Here is a 14,288-nt window from a genome sequence, read left to right as displayed (position 1 = left end):
CAGACGGCCTTTTAAATACTCGGGCCGTCTAAAAAGAAAAAATTTCAATTTAAAAGTGGGAGCAGGTTATGCCGTTTTCGCAATGGTGGCAAGGTTTTTTAAAGAGTAAAGGTGTGACGTTCGCTTGGTTTGTCGTGCGCCGTTTTAATGAGGAGCGTGTGCCGCAGGTGGCGGCAAGCATGACGTTTACGACACTTTTGGCTTTGGTGCCCGTGTTGACGGTGATGGTTGCCATCGCGTCGGCCTTCCCTGTTTTCGATCAATGGTCGGGGGAATTTATCTCTTTTATCAACCGCACCATCGTTCCGCAGGGCGCGGACATGGTGTTTGACTACATCAATGCGTTCCGCGATAAGGCTACCAATCTGACGGCGATCGGCAGTGTGATGTTGGTCGTCACCTCGCTGATGCTGATTCGGACGATAGACAATGCGTTCAACCGGATTTGGCGCGTCAATTCGCAACGGCCCTGGATGATGCAGTTTTTGGTGTATTGGGCGTTGCTGACGTTTGGACCTTTGTCTTTGGGCGTGGGCTTGTCGGTCGTGATCGGTCAGGTGCAAGTAGTGGGCGGCTCGGAATGGCTGAGGGGCATAACCACGGTTTCATTTATTACGGTACTGCTGTGGGGTTTATACCGCTTTGTACCCAACCGTTTCGTACCTGCCAACCATGCTTTGGTCGGCGCGGCCGTAACGGCGTTTTGCTTGGAAACGGCACGCTTTTTGTTCGCTTGGTACATGGGCAACTTTGACGGCTACAAATCGATTTACGGCGCATTTGCCGCTGTACCGTTTTTCCTGTTGTGGCTCAACCTGTTGTGGACGCTGGTATTGGGCGGCGCGGTTTTGACCTCGTCCCTGTCCTACTGGCGCGGCGAAGCGTTCCGCCGTAGTCTGGATGCGCGCGGCCGCTTTGATGATGTATTGAAAATCCTGCTGCTGCTCGATTCTGCCCAACAAAACGGTAAGGCATTGCCGGTGCAGGAGTTCAGACGGCATATCAATATGGGCTACGATGAATTGGGCGAACTTTTGGAAAAACTGGCACGACACGGCTATGTCTATTTTGGCCGTCAGGGCTGGGTCTTGAAAATGGGAGCGGAGTCCATCGACTTGGCGGAACTGTTCAAACTCTTTGTCTACCGTCCGCAAACGCTTAATAAAGACAAGGTCAATCAAACGGTTGACCACATCATGCAGCCCTGCTTGGAAACCTTAAACATGACGCTGGCCGAGTTCGGTGCCCATACGAAAAAACAATCCTCTTAAACCTGACGCCGTCTGAAAGCAAAAATATCAAGTTTCAGACGGCCTTTGCTATAATCGGCACACTACTGAATACTACATTCAACCTACAAGGATAAATAGATGAAAACACCAGCCCTACTCTTGCTGCTCGGTCTGATTCCATCTGCCGCCTTTGCCGCCCACGGCGTAGGCCTTGGCCAACCACCCAAATATCCGGCCAACTTCACTGCCTTCGAATACGTCAATCCCAACGCTCCCAAAGGCGGCACATTTACCACACCTTTCCTTGGTGCTTTTGACACGCTCAACCCCTTTACCCTCAAAGGCAACCACGAATACGGCATCAGCATGCTGACGCTCGATACCCTGACCGAGCAAAGCATGGACGAACCTTACGCAGTTTACGGCCTGATTGCCGAAGACATCGCCCTGGCTCCGGACGGCCTTTCCGTTACCTTCAAAATCAACCCCAAAGCCAAGTTCCACAATGGCGACCCCGTTTTAGCCAAAGACGTTGCCGCTTCATTTAACATCCTAACCAAAGACAAAGCCGCCGCCCCCATGTACCACTTCTACTGGAGCGACGTGGCCAAAGTGGAAACGCCCAACGACCGCACCGTCGTATTCCGCTTCAAGCAGCGCAACTCAGAATTGCACATGATTCTCGGCAGCCTGCCCGTCTTCTCGCATAAAAGCTATCCCAAAGGTCTAGCCGCCGCACCCAACAGCCTGCCGATCGGCTCCGGCCCCTACCGTTTTGCCAAAGCCGAAAACGGCCGCATCAGCGAGTTTGTCCGCGACAAAAACTACTGGGCGCAAAATCTGCCCGTGCGCAAAGGTCGCTACAACTACGACCACATCCGCATCAAATACGTCAAAGACGAAGTTGTCCGCATCGAAGGACTGAAAGGCGGCCAATATGACTTCGTACAAGAAAACGTCGCCCGCAACTGGGCGCGCCTACTCCGACGAAGTCCTCAAAAAACGCAATCTGTCCAAACACGAATGGGTACAAAACAGCACAGCCGGCATGCAAGGCTTCGTCATCAATATGCGCCACAAGCCCTTGGACAATATTTACGTCCGCCGCGCCTTGATTGAAAGCTTCGACTACGAAAGCGTCAACAGCCGCATCTTCTACGGTGCATACCGCCGCACCGACAGCTTCTTTACCAACAGCACCATGGCCGCAACCGGCAAGCCTGACAGCGCGGAAACCGCATTGCTCAAATCATTGGGCGCCAAGCTGCCCGACGGCGTATTGGATCAAGACGTCCCTATGCCGCCGGTTACCGACCCCAAACTGGGCGTGCGCCCAAACCTGCTCAAAGCACGCGCCCTGCTTGAAAAAGGCGGCTATCAATACAAAAACGGCAAAGCAGTCGACAAACAAGGCAAACCGCTGACCTTTGAATTCCTCGCCCCAAGCAAAAACTACGAACGCATTACCGCCAAATGGCAGCGCGACCTCGCCAAAATCGGCATCACCATGAACGTGCGCACCGCCGACTCCGCCGTGTACCAAAAACGCATGAACGACTTCGATTTTGACGTGACCACAGGCTACTACGGCAACAGCGAAAGCCCCGGCAACGAGCAATACGACTACTTCAGCTGCGCCGCCGCCAAAACCGAAGGCAGCCGCAACCTATCCGGCGTCTGTCATCCCGCGGTTGAAAAACTGCTGACCCATTTCAACAGCTTTACCAACCGCCAAGAGCTGCAAACCACCTCGCGCGCGCTCGACCGACTGATCCGCCACCAATACACCATCGTTCCAAACTGGTTCGCCGACCGCTACCGCGTCGTGTACCGTAACGATGTCGGCATTCCGTCCAAGCTGCCGAAATACTACGACCCCATCACCTTCGCCATGACCGCAGGCTGGAAGAAAAAGTAGTCGCATTTCGACAACACGTCCAAACGACTGACAAGCCCTTGGCGTGTAGTCCTAAGCATAGGATCATAAAACCTAGTTGTTTGTTTAAAAACAATCAATCGGCCGATTCCAAACAAACATAAAAGAAAAAATAACTTAAAGCCAAATCAAAGGCCGTCTGAAACATCCGTCAGCAAAATCATCTGCAACGGAACATTTCAGACGGCCTTTTCGTCTCTTTTCAATCCATTTTCGCAACCGAAGCAAAATATCGAAAATGAACAAAAAAATTGCAAAACAATGCCCTCAAATTTTACAAAACCGTGTAAACTGCAAGGTAAGGGTTTGAATTATAAGGTTAATCTTAATAAAAACTACAATCATCCAAATTTAACCCAAATCAAGCATTCATATAACAGACAATAAGGAACAATAATATGGAAATCAAGCGTCTCTCTACCATTCTCAAACTGATTGCCAACCCCGAACGCATGGCCATCCTTTTTCTACTACTTGACGGCGACCGCAGCATTACCGAACTGGCACAGGCGCTCGACTCCTCCCCGACCGGCATCGCCAACCACCTCTCACGCCTGCGCACCGAAGGCATCATTGATTTCACGCGCTACCACCGCATCATCGAATACCGCCTCATCTCCGAAGAAGCCACCACCATCCTCAATACCCTGCGCACACTCAAAGACCAAGCAGAATAAACAAATTATTCCACATCACAACATCAAGGCCGTCTGAAACATCAGCTTTCAGACGGCCTGCCCCTTTCAGCCCATATCGAAAAATAAACCAATCCGCTATACAATACCGCCCATTCCCACAGGTGCAATCCACCGCCTTCCCACCCAACAACACACACGGAAACATCATGAAAATCGCCACTTGGAACGTCAATTCCCTCAACGTCCGCCTACCCCAAGTACAAAACTGGCTGGCCGACCACCAAGCCGACATACTCGCCTTACAAGAACTCAAACTCGACCAAGACAAATTTCCGGCCGCCGCCCTGCAAATGATGGGCTGGCACTGCGTCTGGAGCGGCCAAAAAACCTACAACGGCGTCGCCATCATCAGCCGCCACGAACCGCAAGACGTACATTGCGGCCTTCCCGCCCTCCCCGACGACCCGCAACGCCGCGTCATCGCCGCCACCATCAACGGCGTGCGCGTCATCAACGTCTATTGCGTCAACGGCGAAGCACTGGACAGCCCAAAATTCCAATACAAAGAACAATGGTTTGCCGCCCTGACCGAGTTCGTCCGCACCGAAATGGCCGTCCACCCCAAACTCGTCCTGCTCGGCGACTTCAACATCGCCCCGGCCGATGCCGACTGCTACGACCCCGAAAAATGGCACGAAAAAATCCATTGCTCCTCCATCGAAAGACAATGGTTTAAAACCCTGCTCGACCTCGGCCTGACCGACAGCCTGCGCAAAGTCCACCCCGAAGGCGCGTTCTACACATGGTTCGACTACCGCGGCGCCATGTTCCAACGCAAACTCGGCCTACGCATCGACCACATCCTCACCAGCCCCGAACTCGCCGCCACCCTTACCGACGTCACCGTCGACTTAGAAACCCGCGCCCAAGAGCGCCCCAGCGACCATGCGCCGGTAATCGCTGAGTTTGACTGCTAACACTTTGAATTAAGAAAAAATAAGGCCGTCTGAAAACTGGATTTCAGACGGCCTTTATTCTAAAAGTTTTCAGACCACGTTTGAAATTGTCTGAAAGTTTGAAACAATGGTTTGAACACCAAAAAAGCGTGCGTGCGTACCGCACACACCCTACACCTCGGTTTTAAAATTTGTGGCGCCCGTAGGTAGTATATGGAGCAGCCACGCACGCGGTTGGTGGGAATACAGGCTACGGCTTGCTACGCTCGCTTACCAGCTAATTCCAGTTTGTCTTAATTCCAAATATTTTTCATAAGTCTTAATAAAGATTGTATCAATAAAAATTAATATCAAAAAACGAATATAATAATTATCAAAATTATAAGCTTCGCTATTTAAATTATTTAATGTAGGTAAATTTTTTTGATATGATAATGTATTATGAGCGCACCTATTACGATGTTTATATAATCTAAGATAAATTTCAGAGATCGCATACTTTTTTAATGAGTCACTACTAATGTTTTTTAATTTGTCATCACCAATGTTATCTTTATTTGTAAATAATTGACTATTGGAAGGTAAAAACAGTGATTCACTTGTAATCTCATTTCCTTGAAACATCTTAATATATTTTTCAAATATTGAGTTGATGTTTGAATGACCAAGAAATTTATCTAATGCTATTTTATTATTTTCTATGTGATTAGTTTTATCGTCAGGAAATATAATTTTTTTAAATTCTATATTTTCTGAAGGTTTGAGCAATGTTATTTGCTTAGTTAAATCGCCATATACTTTTGATTTATCTTTCAAATCAGAACATTCTCCATACTTACCCTTGTTCAAAAAGTCATATCTAAACTCATAATTATAGGTAGCTAAAGTCCAAAGAATGCATTTCATTTTTTGCTCTTGAGAACCTGTCATTTCAATAAAAATTGAACGAAGAATATGTTCTTGCACTGGATATATTTCTATAGTATCACCCAAATTAGACAGAGAGGATATACCTTTTTTTAAAATATTGATAATGGGCTCAAGAATAAAATCATTATGGTTTACCATGATTTAGCCCCATTCCATTATAGAGTTCAATAGATTCTTTTATTCTTTCACAGATATATATGCTATCATTTGGTGTGTTTTTGGACCTTTTGTGGAGTTTCTCTGCTAATTTTGAGCATTTTTCAATCAATTCTCTGATTGTGTTTTTATCATTTAAGTAGGAAATATTGCCTTCAAATAGGCATTGATATAAAAAGCCAAAGAATAAAACATCAAAATGCACAATTTTATCAAATTTGTAAGGCGCATTAGGATTCTGATTTTTATTTTTATTTAATTCAATTTTTATCTTCTCAAGAATTTCTATATAACAAGGTGTGCCATCTGTTTCTTCAAAAATACTATAGTTTGAACCGGTATCATAGAAAGGTTGGCTGTAATCAAAATCTCTAACAATTTCCCCTCTTTTGCCGAATAAATCGACTGGTATTCGATTACTTAATGACTCAACAATATTAGCAAAATCTTCTGTTCTTTCAGCTGTTTGAATAGAGTCTTTATTCATTCTGTATTGAAGAATGTAGCCTAATATTCTAATAAGTTTATTACTGCCTCTGCTAACTTTGAAATATTCTTCAAATTTTGGTGAAATAATATTTTTTAATTCAGGTGTAATTAATTTGTAAGCTTCTAACTTTTCATCAGCAGTCAATAATTCTGCTTGCGTGTTTATTGAGTAAAATGTTTGTGCGAAATATTGCTCTTGTTCAATTTTGGTGCCAGACTGAGGAGAAATAAAAGTAAATCCTAAAAATTTATCTTTAAAAAAATTATTTTTATCTATATTTGATATTCCGATTCCTTCAAAGAAATCATAGTCAGTAAACCCGTCTGGATCATCAAAATTTGTTGTAGTTGTATTACCATCACTTTGTGAGCAATATTTCCATTTGTTATTTAAATTTTTACGTGTGGGGTATTTATTGCGATATGCCAACAAAAGACTGGTTAACCTCTGTTGCCCATCTATAATCAGGTTTTCTTGGTTTGATCTGATAACTATAACCGGTGGGATAAATTGTTTATTATGTAGAGATTTAATTAATCGTTTTATTTTATAATCTTTCCATGTGAATGAACGCTGAATTTTTGGTAATTTAATGTTGCCTGTTTCAAGTAAATGAATCCAGTGGTCTAAAGAGTATTCTCCATAAAAAACGTTTGTTTCCATATGATTGTCCTTTATATATAGAAAAATTCACTCCGCCCCAAAAAGCAGATTTTCCTTAATCCCCCGAATTCTATCACGAATTACCGCCGCTTCTTCAAACTGCAAATCCCTAGCCGCCTGCTGCATGGCTTTTTCCAGTTTGGCGATTTCTTTAATTGCGTCTTCTTCGTTGTGGATTTCGCCGACTTTAACCTTGTTTTTGCCTTTCAGACGACCTTTGCCGCCGTCTTCTTCGTGGTACACGCCGTCGATGATGTCTTTAACCTGTTTTTTAATCTGCTGCGGCACGATGCCGTGTTCTTCGTTGAATTTCATCTGTTTTTCGCGGCGGCGTTCGGTTTCGTCGATGGCGGCTTTCATGGAGTCGGTGATTTTGTCGGCGTACAGGATGGCGACGCCGTTCACGTTGCGTGCGGCGCGGCCTATGGTTTGAATCAGGCTGCGGTGGGAGCGCAGGAAGCCTTCTTTGTCGGCGTCGAGGATTGCGACGAGGGAGACTTCGGGGATGTCGAGGCCTTCGCGCAAGAGGTTGATGCCGACGAGTACGTCAAACAGTCCGAGCCGCAAATCTCTAATAATTTCAACGCGCTCTACAGTATCAATGTCACTGTGCAGGTAGCGCACTTTGATGCCGAGTTCGCTGTAATAGTCGGTGAGTTGCTCTGCCATGCGTTTGGTAAGGGTGGTAACGAGGACGCGTTCGCCTTTTTGGATACGGTCGTTGATTTCGCTCATTAAGTCGTCGACTTGTGTGGCGACGGGGCGGATGATGATTTGGGGATCAACCAGCCCTGTGGGACGGACGACTTGTTCGACCACTTGTCCGGCGTGTTCTTCTTCGTATTTGGCTGGAGTGGCGGAAACGAAGACAGTTTGCGGCATGACTTTTTCAAATTCGTGGAATTTGAGCGGGCGGTTGTCGCGGGCGGAAGGGAGGCGGAAGCCGTAGTCCACGAGGTTTTGCTTGCGCGATGCGTCGCCTTTGTACATGCCGCCGATTTGGGTAACGGTAACGTGGCTTTCGTCGATGAACATGATGGCGTTGTCGGGCAGGTAGTCCATCAGCGTGGGCGGCGGTTCGCCTTCTTTTTTGCCGGAGAAGTGGCGGGAGTAGTTTTCGATGCCTTTGCAGAAGCCCATTTCGTAGAGCATTTCGAGGTCGAAGCGGGTGCGCTGTTCGATGCGCTGTTGTTCGACGGGGCGTTGTTCGCGGGCGAAAAATTCGATGCGTTCGCGCAGTTCTTCTTTGATGGACTCGCAGGCGCACAAGACGGTATCGCGCGGGGTAACGTAGTGGCTGGACGGGAAGACGGTGTAGCGGCCGACGCGCTGGTACAGGCTGCCTGAAAGCGGGTCGAACATATCGAGGCGGTCGATTTCGTCGTCAAATAGGCTGATGCGCAAGGCGTTTTCGGAGCTTTCGGCGGGGTACACGTCAATCACGTCGCCGCGCACGCGGAAGCTGCCGCGTTTGAAGTCCAAATCGCCGCGTTCGTATTGCATGGAAACGAGCGTGGCGATGATGTCGCGCTGCTCAATAGTGTCGCCTTCTTTTACGGACAACACCATTTGTTGATACTCGGTCGGGTCGCCGATACCGTAAATGGCGGACACGGTGGCAACGATAATTACGTCGTCGCGCGTCATCAGGTTTTTGGTGGCGGAAAGGCGCATCTGCTCGATGTGTTCGTTGATCGCGCTGTCTTTTTCGATGAACAGGTCGCGGCTGGGCACATAGGCTTCGGGCTGGTAATAGTCGTAGTAGGAGACGAAATATTCCACCGCGTTTTCGGGGAAAAACTCGCGCATTTCGGCATAAAGCTGGGCGGCAAGGGTTTTGTTGTGCGCCATGATGATGGCGGGTCGGCCGCTTTGGGCGATGACGTTCGCCATGGTGTAGGTTTTGCCCGAACCGGTTACGCCGAGCAGGGTTTGGTAGGCAAGGCCGTCTGAAAGCCCTTCGAGCAGGCCGGCAATGGCGGTAGGCTGGTCGCCGGCGGGGGGGAAGGGTTGGTGGAGTTTGAAGGGGGAATCGGGGTATTGGATGACTTCCATAAGACGGCCTGTTTTATGTTCAGGTAAAGAGAAGATTATAACAAAGGGCCGTCTGAAAATTGATAGTGTACCAATCTGATAAGACTAAATATTTCATCTCCTTCCTTAGCTAACTGAGGTTGGTTGTGTTAGCCGGAACAATACTTGGATGTTGGACTGGGTTAGCTGGAGCGAATAATCCATCTTCATTCACCAAAGGACGTACACCGTACGTCCTTTTCTTGTGCCCTTTTTTCTTTTATCCCTTCAGACGACCACCCTATGCGCCAAATGGTTTACACTCCGCATCATTGCCCCTAAATATCTCCTCGCCGTCCGTACAGCTTCCCTTCCCCTTCATCTTCCCGCACACCACCGCCGTCAGCGACTCGTTCAAGCGTAATACCCTCGGCTCCGCCTCCCTGTCCAACGCCACCGCCTTCAGGGTAAACTTCCCTTCCAGTATCCCCTTAGCCTGACCGTTCATCCGAATGCAGAAACCACCCGCCTCCTTCACCGGCAGCTCCGGCCACTTCGTCGACGTCAGCTTAAAGCTGCCCTTTTTCGTATAGAACTGCTCCATAAAGCGCGCATTTTCCAGCAGGGCGGCATGCGCCGCACGCAGGTTGGCCGAGCGGACCGATTCCCGATAGGCCGTAAATGCCGCCGTCGCCAATATCGAAACCAACAGCATCACCACCAACAGCTGTATCAAGGAATACCCCCTCTGCACAGTTACCCCATTCCGTATTCCGTCAAATGCCTTTGAGTACATATCTTTATTCCCTTTATCTTTTATATCCCCATCCGACAGGAGACTATCCGTTTATCCCTTTTACCCAATGTAAAGCCCCGCTTTGCCCAAGCTCTCATTGCCGGCCCCATACAAAGCCGCCCGTCAACCCGAACCGGCAAGCGGTTCGGCCTCGGGGCGGCATACGGCAGTTAACCGTCAGACTTATTTTTTCACGGCAGGCTGTGCGGCCTTAGGCGCAGCAGAAGAAACCGTCGCCTCCGCCTTCAACTTGTTCAGCACCGCATCACCGATGCCCTTCACGTTTTTCAGCTCCTCCACCGATTTGAACGCACCGTTCTTCTGACGGTATTCCACAATCGATTTCGCCTTAGCCGGACCGATACCCGGCAAGGCCTCCAGTTCGACAGAAGACGCAGTATTGATGTTCACGGCAGCCAAAGAGAACGCCGCACAAACGGCGGCAAACGCACCAAATAAAAATTTCTTCATCAGATTTTTTCCCATAACATATTTGATTGAATCAGTCATGCTGTTTACAGAATGGTTTTATTCCACTCTGTAAACACTGTCACATACGCAGATAGGGCAACAGCTCATACCCACATAAATGCTTACAACATATTAACGCAAATATCGTTTGATTTCAAATATTCTAAACGGTTAACCGTAACTTCGGTACTTTTGTTTAAGAATAACAACAAGGTAATCATAATCTCCCTATCACCAAACCGACAGAAACGACAGGCATGTAAAAAGCCCCCGACATCAGTCGGGGGCTTCGGAATGGGTGTTTGGCGGTGACCTACTTTCACATGGAAGAACCACACTATCATCGGCGCTGAGTCGTTTCACGGTCCTGTTCGGGATGGGAAGGCGTGGGACCAACTCGCTATGGCCGCCAAACTTAAACTGTTACAAATCGGTAAAGCCTTAATCAATATATTCGGTGATGACTGAATCAGTCAGTAAGCTTTTATCTCTTGAAGTTCTTCAAATGATAGAGTCAAGCCTCACGAGCAATTAGTATGGGTTAGCTTCACGCGTTACCGCGCTTCCACACCCCACCTATCAACGTCCTGGTCTCGAACGACTCTTTAGCGTGGTTAAACCACAAGGGAAGTCTCATCTTCAGGCGAGTTTCGCGCTTAGATGCTTTCAGCGCTTATCTCTTCCGAACTTAGCTACCCGGCTATGCAACTGGCGTTACAACCGGTACACCAGAGGTTCGTCCACTCCGGTCCTCTCGTACTAGGAGCAGCCCCCGTCAAACTTCCAACGCCCACTGCAGATAGGGACCAAACTGTCTCACGACGTTTTAAACCCAGCTCACGTACCACTTTAAATGGCGAACAGCCATACCCTTGGGACCGACTACAGCCCCAGGATGTGATGAGCCGACATCGAGGTGCCAAACTCCGCCGTCGATATGAACTCTTGGGCGGAATCAGCCTGTTATCCCCGGAGTACCTTTTATCCGTTGAGCGATGGCCCTTCCATACAGAACCACCGGATCACTATGTCCTGCTTTCGCACCTGCTCGACTTGTCGGTCTCGCAGTTAAGCTACCTTTTGCCATTGCACTATCAGTCCGATTTCCGACCGGACCTAGGTAACCTTCGAACTCCTCCGTTACTCTTTGGGAGGAGACCGCCCCAGTCAAACTGCCTACCATGCACGGTCCCCGACCCGGATTACGGGTCTGGGTTAGAACCTCAAAGACACCAGGGTGGTATTTCAAGGACGGCTCCACAGAGACTGGCGTCTCTGCTTCTAAGCCTCCCACCTATCCTACACAAGTGACTTCAAAGTCCAATGCAAAGCTACAGTAAAGGTTCACGGGGTCTTTCCGTCTAGCAGCGGGTAGATTGCATCTTCACAACCACTTCAACTTCGCTGAGTCTCAGGAGGAGACAGTGTGGCCATCGTTACGCCATTCGTGCGGGTCGGAACTTACCCGACAAGGAATTTCGCTACCTTAGGACCGTTATAGTTACGGCCGCCGTTTACTGGGGCTTCGATCCGATGCTTGCACATCTTCAATTAACCTTCCAGCACCGGGCAGGCGTCACACCCTATACGTCCACTTTCGTGTTAGCAGAGTGCTGTGTTTTTAATAAACAGTCGCAGCCACCTATTCTCTGCGACCCTCCAGGGCTTACGGAGCAAGTCCTTAACCTTAGAGGGCATACCTTCTCCCGAAGTTACGGTATCAATTTGCCGAGTTCCTTCTCCTGAGTTCTCTCAAGCGCCTTAGAATTCTCATCCTGCCCACCTGTGTCGGTTTGCGGTACGGTTCAATTCAAACTGAAGCTTAGTGGCTTTTCCTGGAAGCGTGGTATCGGTTACTTCATGTCCGTAGACACTCGTCATCACTTCTCGGTGTTAAGAAGACCCGGATTTGCCTAAGTCTTCCACCTACCGGCTTAAACAAGCTATTCCAACAGCTTGCTAACCTAACCTTCTCCGTCCCCACATCGCATTTGAATCAAGTACAGGAATATTAACCTGTTTCCCATCGACTACGCATTTCTGCCTCGCCTTAGGGGCCGACTCACCCTACGCCGATGAACGTTGCGTAGGAAACCTTGGGCTTTCGGCGAGCGGGCTTTTCACCCGCTTTATCGCTACTCATGTCAACATTCGCACTTCTGATACCTCCAGCACACTTTACAATGCACCTTCATCGGCCTACAGAACGCTCCCCTACCATGCCAGTAAACTGGCATCCGCAGCTTCGGTTATAGATTTGAGCCCCGTTACATCTTCCGCGCAGGACGACTCGACCAGTGAGCTATTACGCTTTCTTTAAATGATGGCTGCTTCTAAGCCAACATCCTGGCTGTCTGGGCCTTCCCACTTCGTTTACCACTTAATCTATCATTTGGGACCTTAGCTGGCGGTCTGGGTTGTTTCCCTCTTGACAACGGACGTTAGCACCCGCTGTCTGTCTCCCGAGGAACCACTTGATGGTATTCTTAGTTTGCCATGGGTTGGTAAGTTGCAATAACCCCCTAGCCATAACAGTGCTTTACCCCCATCAGTGTCTTGCTCGAGGCACTACCTAAATAGTTTTCGGGGAGAACCAGCTATCTCCGAGTTTGTTTAGCCTTTCACCCCTATCCACAGCTCATCCCCGCATTTTGCAACATGCGTGGGTTCGGTCCTCCAGTACCTGTTACGGCACCTTCAACCTGGCCATGGATAGATCACTCGGTTTCGGGTCTACACCCAGCAACTGTTCGCCCTATTAAGACTCGGTTTCCCTACGCCTCCCCTATTCGGTTAAGCTCGCTACTGAATGTAAGTCGTTGACCCATTATACAAAAGGTACGCAGTCACACCACAAGGGTGCTCCCACTGTTTGTATGCATCAGGTTTCAGGTTCTATTTCACTCCCCTCCCGGGGTTCTTTTCGCCTTTCCCTCACGGTACTGGTTCACTATCGGTCGATGATGAGTATTTAGCCTTGGAGGATGGTCCCCCCATATTCAGACAGGATTTCACGTGTCCCGCCCTACTTTTCGTACGCTTAGTACCACTATTGAGATTTCGAATACGGGACTATCACCCACTATGGTCAAGCTTCCCAGCTTGTTCTTCTATCTCGACAGTTATCACGTACAGGCTCCTCCGCGTTCGCTCGCCACTACTTGCGGAATCTCGGTTGATTTCTTTTCCTCCGGGTACTTAGATGGTTCAGTTCTCCGGGTTCGCTTCGCTTATCCTATGTATTCAGATAAGGATACCTCCTAAGAGGTGGGTTTCCCCATTCGGACATCGTGGGATCATAGCTTTATTGCCGGCTCCTCCACGCTTTTCGCAGGCTTACACGTCCTTCGTCGCCTATCATCGCCAAGGCATCCACCTGATGCACTTATTCACTTGACTCTATCATTTCAAGAACCTCTTTGACTTCGTTTACCTACCCGTTGACTAGGGAAGCAAACTTGAAATTCCTACTTTGATAAAGCTTACTGCTTTGTTATGTCTTAATCCTGCCTTTTGTGTTTCAGGATTAAGTCGATACAATCATCACCCAAATACTGTGTTTGTTTTCTTTTCTCTTACGAGAGATTTTTTATCCTTTGCAAGGAACAAAAAATCAAAACAAACTCATTGTCTTTGTTTGTTGATTTCGGCTTTCCAATTTGTTAAAGATCGATGCGTCGATATTTCACTTCGCAAATCAAAATAAGCTGCTAAGTATAGCAGGCTTCCTTTGATTTGTAAAGTTCTTGGTGGAGGCAAACGGGATCGAACCGATGACCCCCTGCTTGCAAAGCAGGTGCTCTACCAACTGAGCTATGCCCCCGTTCTTGGTGGGTCTGGGAGGACTTGAACCTCCGACCCCACGCTTATCAAGCGTGTGCTCTAACCAGCTGAGCTACAAACCCGGATTCTCTTCTTAAGCGAATCTTGTCTTCACTCAAGCTTTTCTCTTCCGCATCTTTTACAGTTTACCGATAAGTGTGAATGCATCAGACCTCTTCTTTCTC

Annotated in this window: 8 protein-coding genes, 2 tRNA genes, 2 rRNA genes and 1 pseudogene; 4 read left to right on the top strand and 9 right to left on the bottom strand. The window is 48.3% G+C overall.

Annotated features, from left to right (window positions below):
• The first annotated feature begins 68 nt into the window (after positions 1-68).
• The 4 genes and pseudogenes from FAH67_RS10610 to xth all read left to right on the top strand — a co-directional run bounded on the left by FAH67_RS10610 (position 69) and on the right by xth (position 4,783).
• Complete coding sequence (locus tag FAH67_RS10610) at positions 69-1,271, top strand: YihY family inner membrane protein (RefSeq protein WP_003682031.1); 1,203 nt, start codon at positions 69-71, stop codon at positions 1,269-1,271.
• Positions 1,272-1,370: 99 nt separating this feature from the next.
• Positions 1,371-3,150 (top strand): annotated as a pseudogene (locus FAH67_RS10605) (extracellular solute-binding protein).
• Positions 3,151-3,566: 416 nt separating this feature from the next.
• Positions 3,567-3,845: an ArsR/SmtB family transcription factor gene (locus tag FAH67_RS10600; protein WP_003682027.1), complete on the top strand. Its 279-nt coding sequence runs from the start codon at positions 3,567-3,569 to the stop codon at positions 3,843-3,845.
• Between the two features lie 167 nt (positions 3,846-4,012).
• Positions 4,013-4,783: an exodeoxyribonuclease III gene (xth, locus tag FAH67_RS10590; RefSeq protein ID WP_003682025.1), complete on the top strand. Its 771-nt coding sequence runs from the start codon at positions 4,013-4,015 to the stop codon at positions 4,781-4,783.
• Positions 4,784-5,032: 249 nt separating this feature from the next.
• Here the strand turns inward: xth and FAH67_RS10585 are convergent, their stop codons facing one another.
• The 9 genes from FAH67_RS10585 to FAH67_RS10545 form a co-directional block, all read right to left on the bottom strand.
• Positions 5,033-5,830 (bottom strand): hypothetical protein, encoded by a 798-nt coding sequence (locus FAH67_RS10585; protein WP_003682022.1) that lies wholly within the window; start codon positions 5,828-5,830, stop codon positions 5,033-5,035.
• Entirely contained in the window at positions 5,817-7,001 is a 1,185-nt protein-coding gene (locus tag FAH67_RS10580; protein ID WP_003682021.1) for a DUF262 domain-containing protein, read from the bottom strand. The genes FAH67_RS10585 and FAH67_RS10580 overlap by 14 nt, the downstream gene beginning before the upstream one ends.
• Positions 7,002-7,028: 27 nt before the next feature.
• Entirely contained in the window at positions 7,029-9,056 is a 2,028-nt protein-coding gene (uvrB, locus tag FAH67_RS10575) for an excinuclease ABC subunit UvrB (protein WP_003682019.1), read from the bottom strand.
• Positions 9,057-9,315: 259 nt separating this feature from the next.
• Positions 9,316-9,729: a type IV pilin protein gene (locus tag FAH67_RS10570; RefSeq protein ID WP_341869382.1), complete on the bottom strand. Its 414-nt coding sequence runs from the start codon at positions 9,727-9,729 to the stop codon at positions 9,316-9,318.
• Positions 9,730-9,993: 264 nt separating this feature from the next.
• Positions 9,994-10,281 (bottom strand): ComEA family DNA-binding protein, encoded by a 288-nt coding sequence (locus FAH67_RS10565; protein WP_039863774.1) that lies wholly within the window; start codon positions 10,279-10,281, stop codon positions 9,994-9,996.
• A gap of 300 nt (positions 10,282-10,581) precedes the next feature.
• Positions 10,582-10,695: ribosomal RNA gene (rrf, locus tag FAH67_RS10560) — 5S ribosomal RNA — on the bottom strand.
• A gap of 96 nt (positions 10,696-10,791) precedes the next feature.
• A 23S ribosomal RNA gene (locus FAH67_RS10555) occupies positions 10,792-13,680 on the bottom strand.
• A gap of 348 nt (positions 13,681-14,028) precedes the next feature.
• A tRNA-Ala gene (locus FAH67_RS10550) sits at positions 14,029-14,104 on the bottom strand.
• Between the two features lie 5 nt (positions 14,105-14,109).
• Positions 14,110-14,186: transfer RNA gene (locus FAH67_RS10545), tRNA-Ile, on the bottom strand.
• Positions 14,187-14,288: the final 102 nt, after the last annotated feature.

The organism is Neisseria flavescens, assembly GCF_005221285.1.
Lineage (GTDB): Bacteria > Pseudomonadota > Gammaproteobacteria > Burkholderiales > Neisseriaceae > Neisseria > Neisseria flavescens.
The sequence above is the reverse complement of the archived record's forward strand: the minus strand, read 5'-3'. Positions and strand labels throughout refer to the sequence as shown.